The 25,628-nt window shown below is 34.8% G+C and carries 26 protein-coding genes; 16 read left to right on the top strand and 10 right to left on the bottom strand.

Going from position 1 to position 25,628, the window contains the following annotated elements; all coding sequences use genetic code 11:
* Positions 1-6 precede the first annotated feature (6 nt).
* Genes TZ01_RS01165 through TZ01_RS01155 form a run of 3 tightly spaced genes read left to right on the top strand, consistent with a single transcriptional unit; the run spans position 7 to position 3,100 of the window.
* Entirely contained in the window at positions 7-1,191 is a 1,185-nt protein-coding gene (locus TZ01_RS01165) for an aspartate aminotransferase family protein (RefSeq protein ID WP_048100975.1), read from the top strand.
* Positions 1,188-2,036: a RimK family alpha-L-glutamate ligase gene (locus tag TZ01_RS01160; protein WP_048100974.1), complete on the top strand. Its 849-nt coding sequence runs from the start codon at positions 1,188-1,190 to the stop codon at positions 2,034-2,036. The genes TZ01_RS01165 and TZ01_RS01160 overlap by 4 nt, the downstream gene beginning before the upstream one ends.
* The gene (locus TZ01_RS01155; RefSeq protein ID WP_048100973.1) at positions 2,033-3,100 is read left to right on the top strand and encodes a M20/M25/M40 family metallo-hydrolase; all 1,068 of its coding nucleotides are present in this window, start codon (positions 2,033-2,035) and stop codon (positions 3,098-3,100) included. The genes TZ01_RS01160 and TZ01_RS01155 overlap by 4 nt, the downstream gene beginning before the upstream one ends.
* Here TZ01_RS01155 and TZ01_RS01150 read toward each other — a convergent pair.
* The gene (locus tag TZ01_RS01150) at positions 3,097-5,025 is read right to left on the bottom strand and encodes a 3-hydroxyacyl-CoA dehydrogenase/enoyl-CoA hydratase family protein (protein WP_048100972.1); all 1,929 of its coding nucleotides are present in this window, start codon (positions 5,023-5,025) and stop codon (positions 3,097-3,099) included. The genes TZ01_RS01155 and TZ01_RS01150 overlap by 4 nt on opposite strands.
* Positions 5,026-5,180: 155 nt before the next feature.
* Here TZ01_RS01150 and TZ01_RS01145 point away from each other — a divergent pair, with 155 nt between their 5' ends.
* From TZ01_RS01145 to TZ01_RS01130, 4 genes are read left to right on the top strand one after another with little or no spacing between them, the layout of a single operon-like run.
* Positions 5,181-6,758, top strand: a complete 1,578-nt coding sequence (locus TZ01_RS01145) for a long-chain-fatty-acid--CoA ligase (protein WP_048100971.1) — start codon at positions 5,181-5,183, stop codon at positions 6,756-6,758.
* Positions 6,758-7,933, top strand: coding sequence for an acetyl-CoA C-acetyltransferase (locus TZ01_RS01140; RefSeq protein ID WP_048100970.1), 1,176 nt, complete (start codon positions 6,758-6,760; stop codon positions 7,931-7,933). Before TZ01_RS01145 ends, TZ01_RS01140 begins: the two co-directional genes overlap by 1 nt.
* Before the next feature lies 1 nt (position 7,934).
* Entirely contained in the window at positions 7,935-9,008 is a 1,074-nt protein-coding gene (locus tag TZ01_RS01135) for an acyl-CoA dehydrogenase family protein (protein WP_048100969.1), read from the top strand.
* On the top strand, positions 9,009-9,953 hold the full coding sequence (locus TZ01_RS01130) for an acyl-CoA dehydrogenase family protein (RefSeq protein WP_048100968.1): 945 nt from the start codon (positions 9,009-9,011) through the stop codon (positions 9,951-9,953).
* On the opposite strand, the gene amrA is transcribed toward TZ01_RS01130, so the two are convergent.
* Positions 9,946-10,506, bottom strand: a complete 561-nt coding sequence (gene amrA, locus TZ01_RS01125; RefSeq protein WP_048100967.1) for an AmmeMemoRadiSam system protein A — start codon at positions 10,504-10,506, stop codon at positions 9,946-9,948. The genes TZ01_RS01130 and amrA overlap by 8 nt on opposite strands.
* 268 nt (positions 10,507-10,774) lie before the next feature.
* Here amrA and TZ01_RS01120 point away from each other — a divergent pair, with 268 nt between their 5' ends.
* Positions 10,775-11,374, top strand: coding sequence for a DUF998 domain-containing protein (locus TZ01_RS01120; RefSeq protein ID WP_048101336.1), 600 nt, complete (start codon positions 10,775-10,777; stop codon positions 11,372-11,374).
* A 13-nt stretch (positions 11,375-11,387) separates the two neighbouring features.
* Entirely contained in the window at positions 11,388-12,272 is an 885-nt protein-coding gene (locus tag TZ01_RS01115; RefSeq protein WP_048100966.1) for a phosphoribosylaminoimidazolesuccinocarboxamide synthase, read from the top strand.
* Here TZ01_RS01115 and TZ01_RS01110 read toward each other — a convergent pair.
* Positions 12,261-13,250: a kinase gene (locus tag TZ01_RS01110; RefSeq protein ID WP_048100965.1), complete on the bottom strand. Its 990-nt coding sequence runs from the start codon at positions 13,248-13,250 to the stop codon at positions 12,261-12,263. The two genes, TZ01_RS01115 and TZ01_RS01110, sit on opposite strands and share 12 nt — an antisense overlap.
* Positions 13,251-13,340: 90 nt before the next feature.
* Between TZ01_RS01110 and TZ01_RS01105 the strand changes: the two genes are divergently transcribed.
* Together TZ01_RS01105 and TZ01_RS01100 are read left to right on the top strand one after the other, a co-directional pair.
* Complete coding sequence (locus TZ01_RS01105; protein ID WP_048100964.1) at positions 13,341-13,880, top strand: inorganic diphosphatase; 540 nt, start codon at positions 13,341-13,343, stop codon at positions 13,878-13,880.
* Complete coding sequence (locus TZ01_RS01100) at positions 13,881-14,201, top strand: hypothetical protein (protein WP_048100963.1); 321 nt, start codon at positions 13,881-13,883, stop codon at positions 14,199-14,201. It begins immediately after the preceding gene.
* On the opposite strand, the gene TZ01_RS01095 is transcribed toward TZ01_RS01100, so the two are convergent.
* From TZ01_RS01095 to folD, 3 genes are all read right to left on the bottom strand, one after another.
* Entirely contained in the window at positions 14,196-15,485 is a 1,290-nt protein-coding gene (locus TZ01_RS01095; protein WP_048100962.1) for an MFS transporter, read from the bottom strand. The genes TZ01_RS01100 and TZ01_RS01095 overlap by 6 nt on opposite strands.
* A 97-nt stretch (positions 15,486-15,582) precedes the next feature.
* Positions 15,583-15,912 (bottom strand): hypothetical protein, encoded by a 330-nt coding sequence (locus TZ01_RS01090; RefSeq protein ID WP_048100961.1) that lies wholly within the window; start codon positions 15,910-15,912, stop codon positions 15,583-15,585.
* A gap of 50 nt (positions 15,913-15,962) precedes the next feature.
* Entirely contained in the window at positions 15,963-16,805 is an 843-nt protein-coding gene (folD, locus tag TZ01_RS01085) for a bifunctional methylenetetrahydrofolate dehydrogenase/methenyltetrahydrofolate cyclohydrolase FolD (RefSeq protein ID WP_048100960.1), read from the bottom strand.
* A gap of 131 nt (positions 16,806-16,936) precedes the next feature.
* Here folD and TZ01_RS01080 point away from each other — a divergent pair, with 131 nt between their 5' ends.
* The 4 genes from TZ01_RS01080 to TZ01_RS01065 all read left to right on the top strand — a co-directional run bounded on the left by TZ01_RS01080 (position 16,937) and on the right by TZ01_RS01065 (position 20,775).
* The gene (locus tag TZ01_RS01080; protein WP_048100959.1) at positions 16,937-18,100 is read left to right on the top strand and encodes a class I SAM-dependent methyltransferase; all 1,164 of its coding nucleotides are present in this window, start codon (positions 16,937-16,939) and stop codon (positions 18,098-18,100) included.
* A 143-nt stretch (positions 18,101-18,243) separates the two neighbouring features.
* On the top strand, positions 18,244-18,822 hold the full coding sequence (gene ribA, locus TZ01_RS01075; protein WP_048100958.1) for a GTP cyclohydrolase II: 579 nt from the start codon (positions 18,244-18,246) through the stop codon (positions 18,820-18,822).
* A gap of 59 nt (positions 18,823-18,881) precedes the next feature.
* Entirely contained in the window at positions 18,882-19,802 is a 921-nt protein-coding gene (locus TZ01_RS01070) for an NAD-dependent epimerase/dehydratase family protein (RefSeq protein ID WP_048100957.1), read from the top strand.
* Between the two features lies 1 nt (position 19,803).
* A complete protein-coding gene (locus TZ01_RS01065) occupies positions 19,804-20,775 on the top strand; it encodes a kinase (protein WP_048100956.1) in 972 nt (323 codons plus the stop codon).
* Positions 20,776-20,834: 59 nt separating this feature from the next.
* On the opposite strand, the gene TZ01_RS01060 is transcribed toward TZ01_RS01065, so the two are convergent.
* The 3 genes from TZ01_RS01060 to TZ01_RS01050 form a co-directional block, all read right to left on the bottom strand.
* Positions 20,835-21,383 (bottom strand): SIS domain-containing protein, encoded by a 549-nt coding sequence (locus tag TZ01_RS01060; protein WP_048100955.1) that lies wholly within the window; start codon positions 21,381-21,383, stop codon positions 20,835-20,837.
* A 110-nt stretch (positions 21,384-21,493) separates the two neighbouring features.
* Positions 21,494-22,747: an MFS transporter gene (locus tag TZ01_RS01055; RefSeq protein WP_048101335.1), complete on the bottom strand. Its 1,254-nt coding sequence runs from the start codon at positions 22,745-22,747 to the stop codon at positions 21,494-21,496.
* A gap of 30 nt (positions 22,748-22,777) precedes the next feature.
* Complete coding sequence (locus tag TZ01_RS01050; protein WP_048100954.1) at positions 22,778-23,527, bottom strand: DNA adenine methylase; 750 nt, start codon at positions 23,525-23,527, stop codon at positions 22,778-22,780.
* Between the two features lie 71 nt (positions 23,528-23,598).
* Here TZ01_RS01050 and TZ01_RS01045 point away from each other — a divergent pair, with 71 nt between their 5' ends.
* Entirely contained in the window at positions 23,599-24,819 is a 1,221-nt protein-coding gene (locus TZ01_RS01045) for an MFS transporter (protein WP_231563389.1), read from the top strand.
* An 8-nt stretch (positions 24,820-24,827) separates the two neighbouring features.
* Here the strand turns inward: TZ01_RS01045 and TZ01_RS09115 are convergent, their stop codons facing one another.
* Positions 24,828-25,574: a class I SAM-dependent methyltransferase gene (locus tag TZ01_RS09115; RefSeq protein ID WP_052656659.1), complete on the bottom strand. Its 747-nt coding sequence runs from the start codon at positions 25,572-25,574 to the stop codon at positions 24,828-24,830.
* Positions 25,575-25,628: the final 54 nt, after the last annotated feature.

Raw genomic sequence — 25,628 nt, 5'->3', positions numbered from 1 at the left:
GATGGTATGGAAAATTATGAGGATGAGTATATTGCAAATACGTATCAGAGATTGCCGGTTCATATTAAAAATGGCGAGGAGGCAAGGCTGTACGATGAAAACGGCAAGGAATACATAGATATGATGGGAGGCTATGGTGTTGCAATATTTGGTTATTCAAATGATAAAATAAAAAAGGCTGTTTGCGATCAGATGGATATACTTCCAATAGCCCATGCATCAGAGTATACAGAGGCCAGAAATAATTTTGTTAAAAAACTTGCCGATTCTGTTCCGGCAGGCATTGATAAATTTTATCTTGGCAACACCGGTGCTGAGGCAATAGAGGCTGCAATAAAGGTCGTAAAAAAGTCATCAAAAAAGCACAAGCTTGTGGCCATGACAAATTCATATCATGGAAAAACGCTTGGTGCACTTTCAATTACATATTCAAATAAGTACAGAAAATACTTTGATGACATATTAATAAAAGATGTGCAGTTCATTAGATACAATAATACCGATGATTTAAAGCTGCTTGAAAAGGATGATGATATAGCTGCGGTTTTCTTTGAGCCGGTTCAGGGAGAAGGTGGAATAAACATACCTGATTATGATTATGTAAGAGAATTAAGGGAAATTACAGAAAAAAACAACATAATATTTGTTGCGGATGAAATTCAATCAGGTCTTGGCAGAACAGGGAAAATGTGGGCACACCAGCATTTTGACATAACGCCAGACATAATTACAATAGGCAAGGGCATAGGTGGTGGCATACCAATGTCGGTAACAGCAGGCAGGCATGAATTCATGGATAACCTTGAAAAGGGTGAGCAGTCATCAACAACAGGTGGAAACCCAATAGCATGTGCAGCCGGAACCGCTGTACTGGAACAGCTCACGCTAGACCTCATAAACGACGTTGCCAAAAAGGGTGAGTATTTCAGATCAAAATTAAATGAATCATTAAACGATGTTAAAATCGTTAAGGAGGTAAGGGGGCTTGGGCTTATGAATGCCATAGAGCTTCGCGTAAAATTTTTGCCAGTACTCATGGATCTGATTAATAAAGGCGTTCTTGCACTTTATTCCGGTATTAACATTATAAGGATGCTCTCACCATATGTAATATCATATGATGATCTATCAAAGGCATCATCAATAATAGGCGAATCCATAAATGAATACTACAAAGAGGTCATAAAATGAAAGTCTCTCTTGTTTATGACATAATGAGGTGGGAAGAAAAATCAATAATGAAGGCCCTGCAGGATAAAAATGTCGAGGTAATGCTTAAGGATGTTAAAAACCTAAATCTTAACCTTGTTGAAAATAATGAAGAATGGGGTGATATATCACTTCAAAGATCCACTGGCTACTACCGGAATCTGCATTCAACAGCCTATATTGAATTCACAGGGCACAGGATTTTAAATGATTTTAATTCAACTGTGATCACCGGAAATAAAATGTTTACATCGCTTGTTTTATCCCACCATGGTGTGAAAATTCCAAAAAGTTTTGTATCGTTTTCAAAGGATGTTTTTCTAAAATCGTTTAATGAGGATTTTCATGGTACTGCAGTTACGAAGCCTGTAACAGGGAGCTGGGGCAGAATGATATCACTTCTTAATGATTACTATGCTGCAATGGATGTCATGGAATATAAGGATTATATGTATCCATTGTACCAGATAAATTATACACAGGAATATATTAATGAATTTGGCCGTGATCTCAGGGTATTTGTAATAAATAATCAGGTTGTTGCAGGAATTTACAGATACAAATCTGGTACTGACTGGAGAACAAATACAGCCCTTGGGGGCCGTGCAGAGGCACTAAAAATTACACCTGAAATAGAGGATATTGCACTAAAATCTGCTGAGGCCATAGGCCCTGGGATTTATGGCATAGACATACTTGAATCTCGGGATGGTTATTTTGTCAACGAAATTAATGGAAACACTGAATTTAAAAATACTGTACCGGTAACTGGCGTTGACATACCTGCCTATATAGCTGACTATCTTATACTCGAGGCAAGGAAATGAATACAAGGGACATGTTAATAAAAATGCTTGAAATATACTCACCAAGCGGGGAGGAGTATGAAATAGCAAAACTCCTTAGAGATTACATGGAGGATTTGGGATTTCCGAATCCGGTTATAGATGAAAAATACAATGTTGTTTCGGTAACAGGAAGAAATAAACCATCAATACTAATTTGCGGCCACGAAGATACTGTTCCTGGATTTATTGATGTAAAAATTGACGGTGATTTAATTTACGGCCGCGGTGCTGTGGACGCAAAATCATCCCTTCTTGCCCTAATGCTTGGGGCAAAACATGCATTAGATTCAGGATTCGATGGCAGAATCATACTTGCAGCAGCCTCAGGGGAGGAAAGTGATAGCAAGGGTATTAATTACATAGAATCAGGTTACGATAAAACCGACTACGCCATTTTTGGTGAACCGGGAGGCCCTGAAAATATCACTGCAGGATACAAGGGAAGAATACTCATGGAGATTAAAAAACACAGCAGCTCCCATCATGCAAGCTCATCATGGATGGAGGAGAATTCCATAGATTCTCTTATAAACCTCTGGATAAAGATCAGGGATAAATGGGGGAGTAATAAGGATTTTAATGATATAAGCGCGGGAATAACAAAATTTAACGGCGGGGAGTATGACAATATGACGCCTGAAAATGCATCAATGTTCATAGATATAAGATATCCAAAATCGGTTACAGAGAATGATATTGTAAGTGAAATTAAATCACTTGCCGGGGATTCCCGAGAATATATATTTAAAACACAGAACAGAACATATCCATATATATCTGACCTTAAGAGCAATCTGGTATCTGCATTCAAGGCATCAATTAAAAAGAACGGCATGGTTCCAAGATTAATATTCAAAAGTGGTTCTGGTGACATGAACACACTGGGCCATGACTGGGGGATACCTGTGGTAACCTATGGGCCTGGTGATACAAAGCTGTCCCACACACCTGACGAGGTTATTAATTACAGGGAAATAGATAAATGTGCAGAAATAGTAAGGGATTCATTAATTTATTTAAAAAATAATGTATTTAAAAATTAATTACCACCAAATTTTGGCGACCTTTTTTCCATGAATGCCCTGATTCCCTCCTTAAGGTCATTGCCACCGTAGAGCATTCCCATGGAAATTGATTCGAAATCCAGGTTAATTCTGGATGTTCCATATATTAATCTTTTGGCAGTGTAAACCGATGCAGGTGATATCCTCTGTGAAAGTTCCTCCGTCAATTTTAATGCCTGTGCCTCCCCATCATCATTGAATATTCTTGTTATTATGCCATATTCGTAGGCTTTCTGTGCATTTATTCTTTCGGCTGATAGTATTATATCCATGGCCCGGGAAATTCCGATTAATGCCGGAAGCCTCTGGCTGCCACCGTATCCCGGGATTAGGCCAAGGGATGTTTCAGGGAACCCAAGAACAGCATCGCCTGAAGAAACCCTTATATCACATGCAAGCGCGAGCTCAAGGCCACCCCCCAGGACATATCCCTTCAGGTAAGCCACAAATATTTTATTCATTTTTGTTATTCTATCAAAGGTATTTTCCCCCTTTTTTGACATTTCCATAAATGCATAGGGGCTGTTTATAAACTGTGACAGATCCGCACCCGCAGAGAAATAAGTACCATTGCCTGTTATAAGCACGGCATGTATATCATTGTCAGCTGATATCCTATCAAGCACAGCATTTAATTCATCAATAAGCCCGGAACCTATAAGATTATTTTTTGTGTTATTTAATTTTATAATTCCTGTATTTTCATGCTTTTCAAAAATTATGTATTTCTGGGCAGTATTTTCGTCTCTGGCCTTTTCTGCCTTATGTGGTGAAAATGCCTCCTTTAGTTTTCCATTAATTATTGTACTGGATGGTTTAAACACATCAATTTTATATTTTTCATAGAGTGAATTTAGGGTCTTTAAAACATCAGAGGAGGATAAACCCTGGGCCACTGTTACCGGACCAAATGGCCTGTTCAGACCCAGTTTAACTCCTGTTTCAATATCATTTGGTGTGGCAATGCCACTCTCTATTAATTTTGTTGCCTCGTTTATTTCAAGTGAAAATACATCCATAAGGCTTATCTTTTCTGAGGGTGCCGCCTCCGGTATTACTGCCTTACCATTTTCCCACCTGTAAATACCGTACCCTGTTTTCATTCCAAGCTTTCCTGCATTAACGTATGAATCCAGGTTTTTGCATTTTCCATAATCCGGAGATAATTCCTGTGCATAATATTTTAAGGAATCGTATACGGTATCCAGGCCAACATAATCAAAAAGCTGGTATGGCCCCATTGGAAGGCCCTGAGATTTAAAGAATGCATCTATGCCTGCAGGGTCCGAATCAGAAAGCGCCATGCAGAATACTAGGAGTTCGGGTGCTGAAACCCTGTTGACAATAAAACCTGCCTCATCCCTCATAACCTTTATTGGTACTTTCCCTATGGCCTTTGCAACAGCCATTATCTCATCAATATACTTTTCATCTGTTTTATCACCCTTTATAACCTCAACAAGCTTCATTAATACTGGAGGATTAAAAAAATGCATGCCAAGAAGCCGCTCGGGTTTTTTAACAAATTCGGCCAGTTCGGTAATCCTTATATTTGATGTATTCGATGCTATTATTCCATCAGTGTAATTTGAAATTTCCGAAAGCACATTTTTTTTAATTTCAAATTTTTCGGGAACCGCCTCTATTGATATGTATGCTCCATCAACAGCATCCTTTATATTGTTATAATAATTAATGTTTTTCAGTGTTTTGTCATACAACTCCCTTGTAATTTTTCCAGAGGAAAGAAGTTTGGATAGGCTTTCATTTATTTCCCTTTTGGCCCTTTCAATAACCTCGGGATAAAAATCCTCAAGGTTGACACAATAACCGCCAAGCGCAAAAACCTCGGCTATACCGTGTCCCATTGTTCCTGCTCCTATTACTGCTATTTTTGAATCCATGATGTATTATAACGTTAAAAAATATATTACTTCCTATCGGGCATTTTGTTATTTCATTTAAATAGAAAGAAAATAAAAATCTATATTAATTAATTAACATCAAGTGTTAATGTTTAGAAAAGAAATTTTATTAATATTAAGACCATAAATGGAATATGAATAACTACAGGCTGACCATTAATGGTCTTTTAGAAGCTTCAGTTATGTCCAATAAAAATCAGGAAATTATTTACAGGGATAGGGAATTAACCTATGAGGAATTTTATAATAATGTGAAAAGGCTGGCAGGTAATTTGTTGCGGCTGGGTGTAAAAAATGGTGATAGAATTGGCATTATTGATTTTGATACCATAAATTATATGTATGCATATTATGCCGTGCCAATGATTGGTGCCACCCTGCATATGGTTAATATAAGGTACCCGCCAGAGATATTATTCTATACAATACAAAACTCCGAGGATAAATATATTATAGTTAACTCCGCATTCATGCCATTAATAATGCAGTATAAGGATCTATTTAGCTTTGTAAGCCTTTTTATTATTTACTCTGAAAATGGCCATGAAAAATATAACATGGATAATTATGTTTTTATGGATGACCTGTTAAAGGAAAATGATGAAAAAATCGATGAGCCCGATGAAAATTCCATTGCAACTCTATTTTATACATCTGGAACAACCGGACTTCCAAAGGGTGTTTATTATACACATAAACAGTTAATATTACACAGCATATCTTCACTGGCTGCATTATCAGATGATCCCATAAATTTCAGGCGCACTGATACAATACTTCCACTTGTTCCAATGTTCCATGTCCATGCTTGGGGAATACCATATTTTGCAATATTGAAAGGCATGAGATATATAGTCCCAGGGAAATACGACTGGCCAAATATACTTAATGCCATGGAGAAATACAATGTAAATGTATCTGCAATGGTGCCATCCATACTTTATTTGCTGTTATCAGAAAAAAACGGACCGTCAATAATGGGAAAACTTCATTTAAAAACCATAATTGGGGGTGCGGCAATAACCTCAGGTCTGGCGGATCTCGCTGAAAAATCAGGCATGACCATAATATCAGGTTATGGCATGTCCGAAACAGGCCCAATAATCACGCTTGCAACATATAATTCCATTATAGAAAATTCTGATGAAGAAACAAAAAAGGCAGTTAGGAGAAAAACAGGCATACCAATACCAATGGTGAGACTGAGGGTTGTTTCTGGAAACCATGACGTTGAAAAAAACGAAAATGAAATCGGTGAGATAATTTTGAAGGCCCCGTGGTTAACATCAGGCTATTTTAAGGATGATGAAAAAACTAAAAAGCTATGGCAGGATGGCTGGCTTCATACAGGAGACCTCGCGGTTATGGATAAATATGGATACATAAAAATTGTTGACAGGGAATCTGATGCGATAAAATCCGGGGGAGAATTTATACCATCCGTGATATTGGAAGATTTAATAAGCACGGTTCCAGGGGTTGATGAGGTTGCCGTTGTGGCATACAGAGACCAGAAGTGGGGGGAGCGCCCTGCTGCATTTATAAAAGGGTCAGCAGATGAAGAAACAATAAGGAAAAAGCTTAATGAATATGTGGATACAGGCAGAATTGCAAAATTCTGGATGCCTGATAGATATTATTTTGTTGAAAATTTTGAAAAGACAGGAACAGGAAAAATAGATAAGAAGATACTTAGGGAGAGGGTGAAATAATGGAGGATGCATATATAGTTTATTTTAAGCGTGTTCCGTTTTCAAGGGCCAGGCCAAATGACCCTGAAAAGGATGCATACAATGATTTGAGAATGGATAAGCTTCTATCGGAATTAATTAATTTATCCCTTGAGGAGACCAAAATAAATCCAGAGGAGATAGGCGATGTCATAACCGGATGTGCATTTCAGGCAGGTGAGAACTGGACATACGGAGGCAGGCATCCTGTGCTTTTATCAAACCTGCCATACACGGTGCCTGCAATGTCTATGGACAGGGCATGCTCATCATCGCTTAATGCTGCGGGGATAGGTGCCATGGAGGTCATGCTCGGGAAATCAGATATAGTTCTTGCAGGAGGCATGGAGCACATGACGCATGTTCCTCTTGGCATAAATAATCCATACATTAAACCTAATATGGAATTAATGGTAAATCCAAAATACGCAAAATACAATATGAACGTTTCATATAACATGGGATTAACTGCGGAAAAACTTGCCAGCATTAAGCACATTGACAGGGACGAAATGGATGAATACTCATATAATTCACATTTAAGGGCAGAAAAGGCATACAAGGATGGGTTTTTTAAGGATGAAATAATGCCTGTTGAGGTTAACGGCCAGGTTTATGAGAAGGATCTTGGAATAAGGCCTGATGCCTCTCTTGAACAAATAAAATCTCTTAGGCCGGCTTTTAAGGAGGATGGCATAATAACTGCTGGAAATTCATCAACACTTAACGATGGTGCATCTCTTCTGATGATAATGTCAGGAAAGAAGGTTAAGGAATACGGTTTTAAACCGCTTGCAAGAATTGTTGATTTTGCATCAGCAGGCGTTGACCCCACAATAATGGGTGAGGGTCCTGTTCCGGCCACAGAAAAGGTGCTTAAAAGAAATAAATTAAAGCCTGACGATATAGATTACTGGGAGATTAATGAGGCTTTTGCTGTTGTTGTTTTAAATGCTGTAAAGGCATTTAACCTTGATCTTGCCAGGGTAAACATTCACGGTGGTGGAATTTCCATAGGGCATCCACTCGGGGCCACTGGTGCAAGAATTGCCGGAACATTGGCACGTACATTAAATGATAAAAAGAAGGATCTTGGCATAGCCACATTATGCGTTGGTGGAGGGCAGGGATATTCAATGCTTCTGGAGCGTGTTTAAAATGTTTGAGGAACTTGATGATTACAGAAAGAAGGTAAGGGATTTTGGGCTCTCTGAATTTACAGAGGATCTTATAGATAGATATGATAAAACAGAGGAATATCCTGATGATATAAGGCTTAAGGCATTAAAATCAGGCCTTATAGATATGTCAAATCCGGCAAAGATACTCATCTCAATTGAGGAACTTTGCAGAATAGATGCTGGGCTGGGCATAGCGGCAACAATACCATATTTTGGCGGAGAGGTTATCATGCTTTATGGTAATGAAAAACAGAAGCGGATTCTCAATGATGTTTATTCAGGGAAATACATACTTGGCCTTGGTGTAACAGAGCCATCCGGTGGCAGTGATGTTGCTGGACTGAAAACAACAGCAAAAAAAATTGGAGATAAATATGTAATAAATGGATCGAAGATGTTTATTTCCAATGGAGGTATTGCAGATTATATAGTGCTTCTAGCGAGAACATCTGATGAGGAGAATAAGCATCACGGCCTTACAACATTTTTAATTAACACAAAATCACCGGGATTTGAGGCAAATAAATTGCATGGCAAGCTTGGTGTGAGGGCCACAAATACAGCAGAATTGAAATTTAATAATCTGGAGGTTTCAGTGGATGATGTTATTGGTGAGGTTGGTCAGGGATTTTATTATATCATGACATTTTTCAATATAAGCAGGATATATGTTGCCGCCCAGGCCCTTGGAATAGCCCGTGGTGCACTGGATAAAATTCTTGAATTTGTAAAAAATAATAATATTAAGGATGAATATACAATGTTCAAGGTTTCAGATGTATCAACACGCATAGAGGCGTCAAGGCAGTTAACATACAATGCGGCATCATATCTATTTAAGTTTGATCCAAAACCGGCGCTTACAAGCATGGCAAAGGTATATGCCGGAGAAACGGCCGTTTATGCCTCTGAACTGGCCATGGAAATTACCAAAAATGATCATAAAACACAGAGATTCTTTAGAAATGCAAAGATAATGGAGATATGGGAGGGGACAAGCGAGATTGAAAAGCTCATTATTTCAAGGCAGATATTAAAAGGGGGTAATTAAATGGAGGATGAATATAAACTATTAAGGGAAAACGTTGAGGAATTCGGCAGCACACTGGATGAGAAAAAAATAGAGGAAAATGGCATTGATAATAATCTACTTAAAAAACTTGCATCACAGGGCTTCCTTGCCGCATTAATACCTGAAAATCTTGGTGGCTCAGGGCTTGATGAATCCTCATATAATATTATTCTGGAGGTGCTTTCAAAATACTCACCGTCCTCTGCATTTGAAATATTTTTAATTAATTCCATTGCATATCCGGTGCTTTCTGATGATTTAAATTATCTTAACGATGTTATTAAAGGTGATGATTTTATTGGTATATCTCTTGATAAAACCATAAAAAATAACTCTTTAGATTCTGTATTAAATGCAAATGGAAAATATACAATAATGTCCTCTGATGTGCCGGCCATAGCAGAAAACGAAAATTTTACTGAAAAGGATTTTATGGGATTTAAGGGCATAAGGTTTGGCAATGTCGGTATTAAAAATCAAAAAAATATAAAATCAAATAAAAACATAAAAAATTCAATAATGAATTCATACAGATCACTGGCCGCAATAAATCTTGGCATAATATCTGGATCGTTGCAAAAGGCACTTGAATACTCTGCTGTCAGGCAGGCATTTGATGTGCATTTAAAGGATTTTGGACCAATAGCATTTAATCTATCAAAAATGGTAGCCAGGGAAAATATCCTGAGAAACATTATTTACAGTAATGTAAATTCAGAATATGTTTTTGATTTCTCAATAGAAAATGCACTGGAAATATCAAAATATTCATTGAATGTTCATGGAGGCTATGGCTATTTTAAGGATTTCGGGGTTGAAAAATTTTACAGGGATGCCATGGCACTTAAGGCCGTATTTTATGGCAATGATTTTCTTGAAAATCTTTCAAAAAGAGTTTATGGGGAGAGATCTGGATTTATTTAAACACCCTCCCCTCAAAAATGTATATTTCTGATGTAAGATAACAATCCCTTTTCATTCCGGCCTTTCTGCAGGTTTCCTCAAGGAACTGCTGCTTATTAAAACCATATTCTATTGCAACCTGTGGCAAAAGAACCCCTGAATAAAATCCGTTTTTAACATATATACCATGAACACCAAGGTCTATTTTATCAATGTCTGTGTAATTAATTCTTTGAAGTTTTCCAAGTACGGTTATTTCTATTTCTATTTTATTAAATTCGGATAATGTAACCGGCCTGAACCTTGGATCCTCCGTTGCAGCCGCAACTGCCATCTCCTTTACAGCCTCCGCCAGCGGTTTTATGGAAAATATATACCCTATGCATCCCCTTAGATTTTTTTCCTCATTGATTGTAACAAAAACACCTGCGTTGGTTTTAAATTTTTCGGGTATTGCTGGAAATTTATATTCAAGCCCGAAATGTTTTTTTAGTGCGTTTAAAGCAATGTCCATTAGAAGCTTACCATCATCCTCTGTAAGGGATTCCAGAAATGAGTCCTTTTCAATTTCCATAATTAAATAATTACAAATTTTTTATTTAACCTTTTTTGCCCATAATATGGTTATTTTATGGAGATATCTTATAAAAATGGGGCTTATTGTAAAAATCATAAAATTTAATATCATACACTTTTATATATAATAATTAGAATAAAAAATCAATGCATGTACAGTTATTCCTGATTAATGCGGTATTCAAATTATATATATGATGCCTTAAGGTAAATAAAAAATTATGTTTCCATCAATAAATTTTAATAAAAACTATGTTTTTATAATTATGAATAAATTATATTTTTTGACCGGTATAATTGGTCCGGTGGTGACCTTATCACTTATATTTCTTGATATTTCAATATCACCATACTTTTCATGGCATGTAAACTCACTAAGCAGTCTTGGCATCCATAAATATTATTATTTGTTTGATTCTGCAGTTATTTTTGAGGGATTAATGAATACAGCATTTTCAGTATTTCTATACAGGGCAGTTCCTGTTAAGCCATTACCTATAATATTAATGATTATAGGAAGCATTGGGCTTTTCTTTGTAGGGATCTTTGATGAACATACCGGTGATATACATTTAACATTTGCAATATTATATTTTATTTTAATGCCTCTTGGAATTATAATATTTAGCCTGTTCAGAATATCCAGGTTTATAACACTTTATGGCATGATATCTGCACTTATATCGCTAATGGTAATAATCATAGGAATTTTAATGGTCCTCAAGATTATAAAATTAAAGGGTGTTGGACTATCAATACCTGAGACCATAGAGGCTTTATTGCTTGCATCATGGATAATTATGCTTGCCTCATACATTATATTTAATTACAGCAAATTACAAACAAATAAAATTATATTGGCATAAATTATACCTTGTCATGGAATTTATAAAAAGTGGAAAGGTTAAGGATATTTACTCAGATGGAGACACCCTAATTTTTAAATTTTCAAATAGAATATCAGTTTTTGATAAAATTATACCCGTGGATATTCCTGATAAGGGGGAATCACTGTGCAGAACCTCATATTACTGGTATGGTGTTGCCAGTGATATTGGAATAGAAACAGATTTAATAAAACTTGAAGGCAACAATGAAATGCGTGTCAAAAAATTTAATGTATTTAGCAGGGGAAGGGAATATTTTAGCAATTACATGGTTCCGCTTGAATTTATAACAAGGTACTATGTTGCAGGAACATATTATGACAGAATAAAGTCTGGAATCCTTGATTATCATGATGCTGGATTTAAAAATATGCCTGAATATGGAGATGAATTTCCGGACCCCTATTTTGAGGTAACCACAAAATATGAAAAATTTGACAGACCATTAAAAACAGATGAGGCTTTGACCATTTCAGGCTTAAAGCTTTACGAGCTTTATGATATAAAGGAAAAAATATTAAAAATAGACAGAAGAATAAATGAGTCTGTAAAGGGCAGGGGGTTAATACATGCTGATGGAAAAAAGGAGTTTGCACTGGGAATAAGCAGAGTGCCGACGATCATAGATACATTTGGCACACTTGATGAGGATAGGTTCTGGGATTTAAATGAATATTCCAACGGAAATATAAGGGAGCTAAGCAAGGAAATGGTAAGGCAGTATTACAGGTCAACAGGATACCATGATGCACTTTACAGGGCACGTGATCTTGGGCAGAAGGAACCGGATATACCACCACTCCCGGATGATATGATTAAAAAGGTATCAGACCTTTATAAAAATATGTACGAAAAGATTACAGGGTTAAAATGGTGATACCATCCTTGATCCCATGGCGTCAAATCTAACCCTGATTACAAACTCTGATTTTTTCAGCATTTCCTTCTGGAGATTATTAACATTGTCAGGTGGGGTAATTAAAAGTATAAATCCTTCCAGGCCGCCCCCGAGAAGCCTCGCCGCCCTTGCACCTATGGACTTCGCAAAATCAATTATGTCATCAACCTTCTCACTGGAAACTTTCTCTCCAAGTGTTTTCTTTATTTCCCAGCCAGAGTTTACAATATTGCAGAATTCACCATAATCTGATGTTTTAAATGCTTTCTCCATTGATCCGGCCAAACCCTTTATTTTTAATAATTTATTTAATGTGTCACTATCATTTTTCTCTGACTTAATAACCTGATCCCTTAATGCATTTGAGCTTTCCCTCGTTTTTCCTGTATAAACAAGCAACATTGATTTTTGTAATGTTTCTATGAAATCATTTTCCAGATTGAATGCCTCTGTTATAACAGAATTTTTACTGAATTCCATATATTTAAGGCCGCCAACGGATATTGCATATGGGTCCTGTTTTCCAAGGACAATCCCAAAATTTGTTTTCTCTATATTATATGCTTCCTCAGCAATTTCATATGAATTTTTATTCTTATTTGTAATCTTATAAATTATTTTTAGAATGCCTGTGATCAGCGCGCTGCTGGAACCAAGCCCTGATCCCGGTGGTACATCACTATTAATGATCAGCTTTCCGGTTTTAATTCCGTTTGACATAAATAATTCCATAATTTTATCCTCAACAGATGAATTCTGTTTTAATACTATGGCACTTTTTAAAAAGTCTCTTGAGGAAACCTCTAGTGGCATTTTGTCATCAGTATACCTCAATAGTATTCCACGATCAATTGTTGTGTTAAACACTGCTCCACCATATTTTTCGAAAAATGGGCTTATGTCTGTGCCACCACCTGCAAAACTAATTCTTAGAGGGCTGTAAACCGAAATTTTCATCTTTAAGTGTATGCAAATTATTTTATAAAGTTATTCAGGAATATATTATTCAAAGAATAAATATAAAATATCATTATACAATAAACAATAATGGAAAAAAATGGAAGCTACTGGCATCAGGTACCGGCCGGTCCGAACCCGCCGGATGAGGTATATGTGGTTGTTGAAATACCAAAGGGTACGAGAAACAAGTATGAAATGGGCAAGGAATTTCCAGGAATTAAGCTTGACCGCATTTTATATTCATCCTATGTTTATCCAATGGAATATGGGGCGATACCGCAAACATATTATACAGACAAGGACCCCATAGATGCCCTTGTATTTATGTCACAGCCCACATTTCCCGGTGTAATATTAAGGGCCAAACCAATAGGTGTATTGAAAATGGTAGATTCTGGAGATATTGATAATAAAATGGTATGTGTATGCCTTGATGACCCTGTTTATAAGGATCTTAAATCATACACGGAAATACCTGAACATATACTTAAGGAAACAGAGAATTTCTTTGCCACCTATAAGGCACTTCAAAATAAGAAAACTGAGGTAAATGGATGGGAGGGTCCTGAATTTGCCAAAAAGGAAATTAAAGATGCCATTGAGGCATATAAAAAACTTTTTGAGTAAATGTTATCAGTAAAAATCAATTCTGGTACATTGACCATATGCGATGGACTTTTAAGTGAACTCAATGAAAGAATTCTGGTAATAAGAACAGATGAGTACATAGCATCATGTGATTCAGGCATGTGCCAGAAGGAGAAAAACTTTAATATTGATATTGTTGATAAAATAGATGATGAAAATAATTTTTTATTTTTTAAAATTGATAATATAAAAATAGCCGTTGATATTTACACATATAATATTCTAAATTATGAAGATATAACAATAAAAAAGGGAATAAAAATTTATGTTGATGAAAATTACAGGTATAAAAGATTATGAGCCTTCCTTTTCTGCAGATTTTTCCCTGATTTTTGCCTCCTCAAATTCTGGATGCTCTTTTATATTACTCTTAGTAATCTTCTTGGTGAATATAAGGGATATCAGTGCAATGAATGCAGGTATGACAACGGCTATATACGATGCAAATGTATAATTATTCTTTGATCCAAGAAGATATGCGTATAATGGTCCGCCTATTAATGTCCCGATGTTAAAGATAAAAAACAGAAATCCAGACACAGACCCAACAACACGGTCCAGCACAGAATCCTGCCCAAAGGCAACAAGGAGGTCAACGTAGACACCCCATCCTGATCCAAAGATAAATGTAAAAACAGCAAGGCCTATAAATGATTTAAACAGTATAAACATGCCAAGGCTGCCTATGAAAATTAGAAATGAGGTTATTATAACCATGTATTTTCTGCCTATTCTATCAGCTATATAACCATAGAAAAATGCAAGTAAAAAGCCTCCAAGGCCTGCCATGGATGCTATAACTGCCGCTGAACCTGTTGGAAATCCAAGACCCTGTTCAAGATATTTTACATAATAACTGAGGTAACCCGCGAATAGGGTTATTCCAAAGAAAAATACAGATATTGCAAGAAGCACTGTATTTCTGTTAAATATGTTTTCCAGTTTTATTTTTTCCCTTTTCTCCTTTTTATATGTAACAGGTATAATGAATAGAACCAACAATAATACTATGGCTGAAACTATGCCGGATAACTCGAATGGAATCCTGAATGCCGGAAGAAATGGAGATATCATGTATGGTCCTCCAAAAAGACCTGCACCAAAAAATGTTGCCCATACTGACACTGCCTTCCCACGTGTTTCAAAGAATATATCCCCAAGAAGTGCAACACCTGCAGGTTGAAACATACCAACACCGACACCAACAAGCAGTCTGAAGGCAAAAAGTTCTGGAGTATTTGTTACAAATCCTGTTAAAACAGTAAATGCAGAGAATATTAAAACCGAAAGTAAGATTGTGTTTTTAACAGAATACCTGTCAAAGAAGTATCCTCCGACCAGGCTAAAAATTGCTATTCCTATTGCATAACCTGTTAAAATTGTTCCTATGCTAAGATATGCCGGCCCTGTTATGGACGGTACAATATAATCAGCACCAAATGAATATATTTCGGCATCAAAGCCCTCTAGGAATGCCGGCAAACCCGCAACAATGGCTATGATGGCAAATCTTGCTAGACTCTCTCCAGCAAGCTGTCTAACAGTTTCGGATTTTTGAAATCCCATTCTAAAAATACTAACCATAATGTCATAAAATTCAAGCCATATATAACCTTTTATATTTAAACGATGAATTATCCATATAATTTTTTTATAAATTTTAAATTAATTTTAAAAAAGTTTACAACCTGGCAACAAAGGATAAAATCCTTGTCATTGCCACAGAATAAATTCCCATATAAAGAAGGTATCTTATTAAGTTTAACTTAACCTTTTCATATCTGTAATGAACCTTGAAAAATGATATGGAATCAAGGCTAAATACATACCTTCTTCTGTTAAGAGAATAAAGTATTATATTGCTATTTCCAACCTCAACCATGTTAATAGAATAATAGATGTCGTCATTTACAGAAAAATCATAAAAATTTTTCAGTATGTATATTTTTGACCCATTTCTTACAAAGGTTGTTGAAACATTTGGCTTTAAAAGCTCATCCGGAGAAATCATCGGGAAAATATTCTACAAAATGATATAAACTTATCGATTACAAATACATTTTAAACGAAATTATGCATCTGTATTTTAATACCGTTTATAAAATTCTGAAATATATCTGTGGCTGTAACTGCACCAACGCCACCGGGTACAGGTGTTATTGCCTTAACAATGCCGGATACCTCATCAAAATTTACATCTCCATAAATTTTATTGCCCTCATAATTAATTCCCACGTCTATGACTATAGAATTGTTATTTACAAAATCTTTGCCAAAATAATGTTTTTTGCCTATTGCGGCAACCAGGATGTCTGATGATTCGACAATTTCCTTTAAATTTGACGTTTTACTGTGGCATATACTTACAGTAAAATCACGGTTCAAAAGCATCATTGATAATGGCCTCCCGACAACGGGGCTCCTATTAACTATGCACACATTCCCATTTTTAATTCCATAATGTTCAAGGATGTCTACAACTGCCCTTGCTGTGGCTGGTGCTATTTCCTCATTCCTTATATATAAATTTCCAAGATTTACCGGTGAAAGGCCATCAGAGTCCTTGTAGTATGGTATGTATTTTATTATGTCATAATAATTTAAATTCTCAGGCAGGGGTGATTCCATCATTATTCCATGTATATTTTTGTCAATACTGTATTTTTTAATTAAATCTATTAATTCATCCTGGTTGATGTTTTGATATTTATCCAGTGTCACGTTAATTCCAAGTTTTTTTCCACGCCTTATCTTTGCATTTGCATAAATTGACGATGCAGCATCATTGCCGATCTGTATTAATTTTAAATGCGGCATTATTCCGTATTTATTTTTAAGGTCATCAACCTCATTTTTGATTTCTTCCATTTTTTTATTTGCAACAAGGTTCCCGTCAAGTATCATCGCTTCACCATTTTTTAATAATCCACATGGTTATTTTGGTTTTATTAATAAATTCTTTTAAAATTAATTCCTCCATTTTTTATATTTATTATGGATAAAGGTAATTATAAACCTTGGTATTTAAGTCATAAATGGGTAACATTATAAAATTGCTTGAAGGACTTGTAAAATCCAATTCATACTACGGTCTTATAAATAATGAGATAGATAATATAGCAAATGATATAACTTCTGGATATGATTTAAAATTTATTAAGAAAAAATATGATTATAAAAATATTGATTTGCTATATGAATTCGCACATTACAGGATATTGAATGCACATAAATTTTCGAAAAGCAGCAGATTATTCTTTGACAAATACGCATCAATGTATTCAACACCGGAAATAATTGGAGATTACAGGGGTGAAAAACTGAAAGGCAGTGAGATCATTGATATAGGTTCCGGAGCAGGCATGCAGGCCATATTTTTTTCAAAATATTCCCATGTAACGGGAATAGAGATAGACAGGGTTAGATACCTCCTATCATTGCTAAATAAACGCGCATATAATTCTGATGCAAATTTCATAAATAATGATGCCTTTAATGATATAAGGTATTCCGCTGATATAATCTTTTCAGATCCCCTCAGGCCTGCAATGGCCAGTAAAAGGAAGATGGATGATCTCATTCCAAATCCTGAAATTATAATGAAAAGATTTAATCCAAATGCTGGTTTTGTTTTTGATTTACCACCACAGATGAGATGGGAAAACATAAGCATAAATGGTGAAAGGGAATATATATCTGTGAATGGTTATATTAGTAGGCTAACATTGTATACAATGAATCCCGAGAAAGATTTTACCTCAGCGGTTATGCTTCCCGAAAGGAGGAGGATAACAGGTAAGCCTGAGGAGATTAAAATCGTCAACCAGAATAATAAAATATATGATTATTTATATTTACCTGATATAAGCTTAATATATTCTAAACTGCTTTATAAGGCCATAGATGATAATATGCATTTAATATATCATGATAAAAAAAGGCTTTTATTCACATCCAATGAATATATAAAAAATTTCTTTGGGCGTACATATATACTGGAGGCAAGATCATCAATAGAAAAACTTAAAAATGAATTAATAAAACTAAATGCCGGAAAAATATTTTTTATTTTTTCAATTGATACATCAGAATATTATAGGTTAAAAAATGAGATGGAAAAACATCTAAATGGAGACAAAACATACTATATTTTTAAAAATAATAATTGCTATTTAATAGCAAGGAAAATTAATGGATAACAGAAGATATTATTTTATATTCATATAAATATATAAAATATAGTAAAGAAAAATAGGTAATTGTAGTTATGTAAACTAACAAAAAGGATAAAAAAAATTTTGAAATATATTTTTATAGAATTACGTAATTAGAAGTGACAAATATGATAGAGTTCTATGCAAAGGCTAAGTTGCCATCAAGATTTGGTAATTTTGACATATATGTTTTCAAAAACGACGAAAATAAGGATCATGCTGTTATTGTTAACGGTGACATTTATGGCCGGGAAAATGTCCCCGTAAGAATACACAGCGAATGCCTCACAGGCGATATAATGGGTTCATTAAGATGTGATTGCCGTGATCAGCTTCTGACCTCACTTAAAATGATAGGCCAGAGCGAGTATGGCATGTTAATTTATCTCCGCCAGGAGGGCAGGGGTATTGGCCTCCTGAATAAGATAAAGGCATACAGCCTTGAGGATCAGGGGCTGGATACTGTGGAGGCAAATCTTGAACAGGGATTGCCGGCAGATGCACGTAATTATAATTTTGCTGTCGAGGTAATAAAATATTTTAAAATAAAATCGGTTGAACTCATAACCAATAACCCGGAAAAGATTAAATTTTTGGAGGAAAATGGCATAAAAATATCCAAGAGAATACCAATAATTATAGAACCAAATGCTTTCGATAAATTTTATCTTGAAACAAAAAAGGATAAAATGGGGCATCTACTTTAAATACAATTATTCTGGGTTAATCCAAATTAACTTTTTATATAAAGTTACCATCACTTACCATGGATATTAGGAATAAGGAAATATTAATAACTGGTGGTGCAGGTTTTATAGGTTCAAATCTTGTTCACAGGCTTTATAAGGATAATCATGTGTATGTCATGGATGACCTTCAAACAGGTTCCATGAGCAATTTGAATGATATTTTGCCAGATATAGATTTTATAAAGGACAGGGTTGAGAATATAAATAATTACTGCCTTGATGTTGATTATATTTTCCATATAGGTATTTACTCATCATCGCCCATGTACCGCAATAACCCACTTTTAATAGGAAATGCCATAAATGATATGATAAAGATACTTGAACTGGCAAAGAAAAATAAATCAAAAATAGTATATGCATCAACATCCTCAATTTATAATGAAATAAAACCGCCTCATTCTGAAAATGTCATTCCAAAGGTTACCGATTATTATACCGAGGCAAGAATTGCCATGGAAAGGGTTGCCGAGCTTTATGATAAGCTCTATGGAATGGATGTATCAGCCATGAGATTCTTTTCAATATATGGATATCACGAGAAATCCAAAAAAATCTTTGCAAACCTGGTATCACAGTTTCTATGGGATATACATGACGATATACAGCCCGTACTTTACGGCGATGGGGAGCAGAGAAGGGACTTTGTGTTTGTCGATGATGTTGTTGATGCCCTGACCCTTGCGGCATTAAATAACCATGGATTCAATGTCTACAATGTTGGTACTGGTAAAAATTATTCATTAAACCAGCTCGTTGATATACTTAATAAACACCTTAAAAAGAATGTGAAACCAAAATACATAGAGATGCCAATAAAAAATTACGTGCATGAAACGCTTGCAGACACCAAAAAGGCTGAGGAAAGAATAGGCTTTAAGGCGAAGGTTTCACTGGATGAGGGCATAGATAAATTAATTGAATATTACAAGTATTAAAATGATAATAACAAAAACTCCTCTAAGAATCGGGTTTGTTGGCGGGGGTACAGATATACCGGCATATTACAGGAATTATGGCGGTGCACTTATCTCTGCTGCAATAAATAAATATATTTATATAATAGTTAATAAGAAATTTGATTCAAAGATAAGGATTTCATATTCTCAGACTGAAATAGTGGATAGGATTGATGAAATAAAGCACCCATCTGTTAGGGAGGCATTAAGATTTTTAAATATAGATGGTGGCATTGAAATACTTAGCATTTCGGATATACCATCTCATGGTACTGGCCTTGGGTCAAGCTCCACATTCCTCGTTGGCCTGTTAAATGCCCTTCATGCATATAAATCAGAGTACGTTACAAGGGAGGAACTGGCATCCGAGGCTGTTAAAATAGAAAGGGAAATACTTAGGGAGGCAGGAGGAAAACAGGATCAGTATATGGCTGCCTTTGGTGGAATAAACATGCTTAATTTTAATGAAAATGAAAGCGTAAATGTTAATCCAGTTGCCCTTAGTATTGATATGCTGGAGAAATTGAGATCAAATATTGCATTTTTGTATACTGGAATAAACAGGAAATCCCCTGAAATACATACAGACATGGAAAAACAGATAAATGAACATCTTGACGCATACCACGAAATGAAAAGATTAACCCGTGATTTTTATGATGCCCTTTATAGGATGGACATAAATTCCATGGGGGAAATTCTTGATAGAAACTGGTCACTTAAAAAATCACTATCTTCAAGGATATCAAACAAAGAAATAGATGATCTTTATGCCATGGCAAAATCTGCCGGTGCACTTGGTGGTAACCTTATAGGAGCCGGTGGGGGTGGTTTTCTGGTTTTTATAGTCGGGGATGATAAAAAAAGTAACGTTGTGAGAACCCTTGGGCTCCGTGAAATGGATTTTGATTTCGATTTTGAGGGTTCAAGAATAATATATTTTTCAAAATAATTTTTATATTAAACTTAAATCTAATCCATATAGATTGATAAAAAATTATAATGATTAGTTTAATAATGATCATCTATAACTGCGCATATCATATGAATGGCTGTTATATGAATTTCCTGTATTATAGATGTTTTATTCGATTTTGCAATAAAAACCTCCCTGCATATATCTTTTAATTTTCCACCAGATATGCCAGTCATTCCAACTGTATATGCACCAAGTGTATTCGCAGCATTAATTCCCTCCAAAACATTCCTTGAATTACCTGAGGTGCTTATGCCTATTACGGTGTCATTTTTACCAGAAAGTGCCAGAACCTGTCTTGAAAATACCAAATTATAATCATAATCATTGGCTATTGCCGTAAGTGAGGATGTATTTGTTGTTAATGCTATGGCAGGCAGGGGTTTTCTCTCCTTTAGAAAATGCCCGGTTAGTTCGGCAACAAAGTGCTGTGAATCGGCCGCTGACCCACCATTGCCAAAAACTATTAATTTTCCCCCATTATCAAATGACTCAATAATTTTTTGTGCAATTCTCATTATCTGGAATTCATCAATTGCCTGACGTGCTATGACGCCCTCCTCTATATAATCCTTAAAATCCATGCAGAGTAATAGTATATAAATATATATTTAATTGCTTTTTTAATATATATTAATCATAACATTATATTTTTATAGATTAGCTTCTCTAAACCTAACCGGATTTATTATAATTAATTATTTTTTATCAGTTCTGGTTTTAAATTCACAACCTTAAAAAAGATAATTATTGCACCTATAAAATAGAATAATGATGATATTTCAAAAAGCCTTACATACGCAATTAATTTTTGACCACCAAAAATAAAAAGAATAAATCCATAGACCATTGGAGAGAATGCCTCACCAATGCCTGTGGAAAATGAAAATAATGACATAAATCTTCCGGCGCTGCCTCTGGGTACAACATAGCTAATATAAGAATTTGACATTGAAAAATAATTTCCAAATGTTATGCCAAGTACCGAACCAATAATTAAAAAGAGATAAAAGCTTCTTACAAATATTATCATCAGAACGCTTATACCGCCAATTACAGGAAGTATAAAAATGAAAAAGTCCTTGCCAATTTTATCGGATATGAACCCTATTAATACAGCGGATATGGCCGACACCGTTAATATTATAAGGCCGGCAATTGCCACATATATCGCACTATTTTTTATATTAAGTATATATTCGAAATAATAAAACTCAAAGAATGTTAATCCAGAGCTGCCAATAATTATAAAAAAATTTGATATGGACATCCACTTAAATTTTTGTTGATTGGCAATTTTTTTAAATAATTTTGAAAAGTGAAAAAAAATTTTATCTGCATTTGATCTGTAATCCTCATTTCTGATGGTATTTACAGTGAATAATGTTGTAATAAATAATGATAAGATAATTGCCATTAATGCAAGATTCAATTTATTATAACCAAGCAGCAGGCCTGAAATGCCAAAACCAAGTGCGGTTCCAATTAATGTAAAAAATCCACTTATGCCGGATGATGTCCCCCTCTGATAATCCGGTATAATATCCCTAACCAATGGTAAATATGATCCGTATGCCATATTTGACCCTATTTCTATCAATATATAAACAATTAAAATTGATATAATTGAAGAATGAAAAATAATGAAGTATATTAATGATGCCAGCGTGATTGCCGATCCCAGCATTATAAATGGCCTTCTCCTTCCAAATCTTGTTTCAAGGCTGTCTGTTGTTATTCCCGCAAAAACATTAAATGATATTCCTATTATTATGCCTGCAAACGCTATAATGCCCAGATATAATGATTGTGCATTCTGCGCAACCATTCTTGCTATAAGGAAGGGCAAAAACAATGATTCAAAAGAAATCCATAAATAATTATTGCCAAGGTAAATAGAATTCATACCAAATATATATTTAAAGGATTTCCTGGAATACTTTTCCATAAACATGGATACATTAAATATAAAATAATTTTACCAATTTTTATAGAATAATAAATACCGGTACTCTTCATTGTTTGAATTGTGATTTTTATATTTCCTTATAAATGATGGATTTCCAAAAATTTTTCTAATGTATTCACTGTCATAAAAATTTAATAGATACTTACCAGAAATGCTTTTTAATAATTTATGCAATCTTTTATAATCACTGTCTGAAAAATTGTGATTATACCAGCTTTTACTGGGATATGGCGGATCCATATAAAAAAATGCGTCCCTGCCATTGTAATGATCTATTAATGATGAAAAATCCATATTTTCAATAAGCCAGTTTTTAATGTCATTATGAACATCATAAAGATTTTCAAGTTTTTTTATAAATTGTGTATAAATGGATTTCTCCCGGGTGGCATAGGAATTTCCCATACCGCCAAATGATATATTAAGCCTTACAAATAAATTTGCAGCAGATATTAATCTATCATTGCCATCACTAAAATTTTCCCTCTTTATATATTCCTGAAGGTTATCAGGACTTTTTGATATTTCACTCAGATAGTTATAAAGTTCAAAGAAATGAGCTTTTGCCTCAATAAAAAAATTGTACATATTAAAATCTATATCATTGTAAATCTTATGACTGGCATTAACATTTAATATAACGTTCCCTGAACCACCAAAAACGTCTATAAATATATCCGAACCGGAGGATCTAAAAACATTTTGTATATCTTTTATAGAAACATTCTTTCCCCCGGGATATTTAAATAGCCTGAACACGCTAGGATATTATATTAAAATATAATAAAATTGGCGTATGTTAATATAGTCTAATAATATCAAAGCATTAAATGCAGGAAAAAAGAAGCCCGGAATACCTTATTGGCATGAATTCAATTCATATTGGAACGAATTTTCTATGGATTTCATTTGAATCATATATACTGCCAATAGAACTCATAAATTTTGTAAACAACAGCCTTTTTCTGGGTTTCATAGCATTTATAGGCACCGCTGCAGGGGTCTTTATAGGCTTAATTTCAGGAACTGCCAGCGATAAGTACACATTCCTATGGGGAAGACGGGGACCATACATAATTATAGGTGTTATACTAACAGTTTTTTCAATTTTTCTGGATGAGGTAATGAAAATAAATGTTTTTGGAATATTGATAGGGTATATAATGATACAGATATCATCGAATATATCTGTTGGTGCATACCAGCCATTATTTGTGGATTTTTTGCATAAGGATGAGAGGGGTGCGGCAGCAGGCATAAATGGTTTATTCATTTTAATTGGTTCCGCCATGGGCTATGCAGTTACCGGATATTTTATAACAGTTGGAAAAACAATATATGGCCTGATTGTTATATCCGCTGTTCTGATATTTACAGGGATATTAACAACCGGTACCATAAAAAAGGATGATTCTGTTATTGTTCATTCAAGGGAGAGACTATTCAAAATTTTTATGGACATATTTAATCTAAAAAAGGGCATAAAAAGTTATATTTATGTGGTTTTAGGCAGTTTTATGGTTTTTTCAGGTGTTGTTGGGTTATCATTTTTCGAACTTTATTTTTTTAAATACATACTTAATTATTCAAATCCAGCATATTATGTATCAATTGCAGGTATAGTTGTTTTGATGGTTTCCGCACTGGCATCTGTTGTTTTTGGAATATTTTCTGATCGCGTTGGCAGGGTGAAAATGCTTCTATTTACAACATTGATTGGCTCTCTTGCCATGTTTTTGATACCAGAATTTGAAAAATTTACATACTTCTTAATATTTGGATCAATGATAGGGATATCCTACGGAATATTTATGAGTGTCTCAAAAGCCCTGGCCAGCGACATGTCCCCAAGAGAGGAGGCTGGAAAGTTTATGGCATATTATAATATTGCCACCGGAGGGGCATCATCAATTTCACCCCTTATATATGGTTTGATACTTTTTTTCGTCAAATCCTATTCACTTGGATTCAAACTGGTATTTTATACAGCAGGAGTTTTTTTTATCATAGGATTTTTACTATTTTTATATGTTAAAATTAGTGACCAATAATTATCTTTTTAAGGTTTTTTGCCGGTTATAATAATCCACTTTTTTAGAAATGTGTTATTTTCCCATTTTATATAGTCTCTAAATGGACCAGAATTTATTATATAATTATAGCTATCCAGGCCCTCAATTGAGTTTTCCCTAACTGGATATATCCACTGTGCAAACGATATTCTTCTTTCATATATATGGTACTTAATATCATAAAAACCTGCATCCTTTAATAATTTAATCCAGCCCTCTGGAGATTCAGCAGCCATATGGGAATTATCCCGGATATTTTCAAGCCGGTTTAAATAATTAATATAATTTTGGTCACAGGTCATATCATCTATGCCTATCATGCCACCGGATTTAAGTGTTCTATATGACTCATCTATAAATTTTGCCTTGTCCAGAAAATGATGTGGTGCCCTCCTTGATGTTATAATATCAAAATTAGAGTCATCAAATGGCATTGATTCAGCGCTTCCCCTTATTGGTATAATATTCTGCACACCGTACTTATCAGCAAGTTTGGACGTTTCCTTAAGCATGTTTTCTGCAATATCCATGGCATATACTATATCAATTTTACGTGCAAGCCTTAAGCCGGTAAAACCTGTTCCGGTTCCAACATCGAGTCCTTTCATATTTGAATTTAAATTTAAGCTTTCAATTAAAATATCAAGGTCACTATCCTCAGCATGGGACCTGCTCTGAGAGTATTTCTCGGCATTGGCATTGAAAAATTTCTTCGCCCTACCATATCCCTCCATGACTATAGTTATCATAATTAACTATATAAAACCAATCTGGTAGGTATTTTTCCG

Source organism: Acidiplasma sp. MBA-1, from assembly GCF_000949015.1.
Lineage (GTDB): Archaea > Thermoplasmatota > Thermoplasmata > Thermoplasmatales > Thermoplasmataceae > Acidiplasma > Acidiplasma aeolicum.
This window is presented reverse-complemented; position numbering and strand designations above follow the sequence as displayed.

What these genes read in the sequence shown, in the direction of transcription:
- TZ01_RS01140 (WP_048100970.1), top strand. Translation starts at nt 6,758, where the DNA reads ATGGAGGATGCATATATAGTTTATTTTAAGCGTGTTCCGTTTTCAAGG.
- TZ01_RS01060 (WP_048100955.1), bottom strand. Translation starts at nt 21,383, where the DNA reads ATGGATTTTAAGGATTATATAGAGGAGGGCGTCATAGCACGTCAGGCA.
- TZ01_RS01055 (WP_048101335.1), bottom strand. Translation starts at nt 22,747, where the DNA reads ATGGAAAAGTATTCCAGGAAATCCTTTAAATATATATTTGGTATGAAT.
- TZ01_RS01120 (WP_048101336.1), top strand. Translation starts at nt 10,775, where the DNA reads ATGAATAAATTATATTTTTTGACCGGTATAATTGGTCCGGTGGTGACC.
- TZ01_RS01135 (WP_048100969.1), top strand. Translation starts at nt 7,935, where the DNA reads ATGTTTGAGGAACTTGATGATTACAGAAAGAAGGTAAGGGATTTTGGG.
- TZ01_RS01105 (WP_048100964.1), top strand. Translation starts at nt 13,341, where the DNA reads ATGGAAAAAAATGGAAGCTACTGGCATCAGGTACCGGCCGGTCCGAAC.
- TZ01_RS01070 (WP_048100957.1), top strand. Translation starts at nt 18,882, where the DNA reads ATGGATATTAGGAATAAGGAAATATTAATAACTGGTGGTGCAGGTTTT.
- TZ01_RS01115 (WP_048100966.1), top strand. Translation starts at nt 11,388, where the DNA reads ATGGAATTTATAAAAAGTGGAAAGGTTAAGGATATTTACTCAGATGGA.
- TZ01_RS01095 (WP_048100962.1), bottom strand. Translation starts at nt 15,485, where the DNA reads ATGGTTAGTATTTTTAGAATGGGATTTCAAAAATCCGAAACTGTTAGA.
- TZ01_RS01130 (WP_048100968.1), top strand. Translation starts at nt 9,009, where the DNA reads ATGGAGGATGAATATAAACTATTAAGGGAAAACGTTGAGGAATTCGGC.
- TZ01_RS09115 (WP_052656659.1), bottom strand. Translation starts at nt 25,574, where the DNA reads ATGGAGGGATATGGTAGGGCGAAGAAATTTTTCAATGCCAATGCCGAG.
- TZ01_RS01100 (WP_048100963.1), top strand. Translation starts at nt 13,881, where the DNA reads ATGTTATCAGTAAAAATCAATTCTGGTACATTGACCATATGCGATGGA.
- TZ01_RS01155 (WP_048100973.1), top strand. Translation starts at nt 2,033, where the DNA reads ATGAATACAAGGGACATGTTAATAAAAATGCTTGAAATATACTCACCA.
- TZ01_RS01150 (WP_048100972.1), bottom strand. Translation starts at nt 5,025, where the DNA reads ATGGATTCAAAAATAGCAGTAATAGGAGCAGGAACAATGGGACACGGT.
- folD (WP_048100960.1), bottom strand. Translation starts at nt 16,805, where the DNA reads ATGATACTTGACGGGAACCTTGTTGCAAATAAAAAAATGGAAGAAATC.
- TZ01_RS01110 (WP_048100965.1), bottom strand. Translation starts at nt 13,250, where the DNA reads ATGAAAATTTCGGTTTACAGCCCTCTAAGAATTAGTTTTGCAGGTGGT.
- TZ01_RS01045 (WP_231563389.1), top strand. Translation starts at nt 23,599, where the DNA reads ATGCAGGAAAAAAGAAGCCCGGAATACCTTATTGGCATGAATTCAATT.
- TZ01_RS01090 (WP_048100961.1), bottom strand. Translation starts at nt 15,912, where the DNA reads ATGATTTCTCCGGATGAGCTTTTAAAGCCAAATGTTTCAACAACCTTT.
- TZ01_RS01145 (WP_048100971.1), top strand. Translation starts at nt 5,181, where the DNA reads ATGAATAACTACAGGCTGACCATTAATGGTCTTTTAGAAGCTTCAGTT.
- ribA (WP_048100958.1), top strand. Translation starts at nt 18,244, where the DNA reads ATGATAGAGTTCTATGCAAAGGCTAAGTTGCCATCAAGATTTGGTAAT.
- amrA (WP_048100967.1), bottom strand. Translation starts at nt 10,506, where the DNA reads ATGGAAATTGAAAAGGACTCATTTCTGGAATCCCTTACAGAGGATGAT.
- TZ01_RS01165 (WP_048100975.1), top strand. Translation starts at nt 7, where the DNA reads ATGGAAAATTATGAGGATGAGTATATTGCAAATACGTATCAGAGATTG.
- TZ01_RS01065 (WP_048100956.1), top strand. Translation starts at nt 19,804, where the DNA reads ATGATAATAACAAAAACTCCTCTAAGAATCGGGTTTGTTGGCGGGGGT.
- TZ01_RS01160 (WP_048100974.1), top strand. Translation starts at nt 1,188, where the DNA reads ATGAAAGTCTCTCTTGTTTATGACATAATGAGGTGGGAAGAAAAATCA.
- TZ01_RS01080 (WP_048100959.1), top strand. Translation starts at nt 16,937, where the DNA reads ATGGGTAACATTATAAAATTGCTTGAAGGACTTGTAAAATCCAATTCA.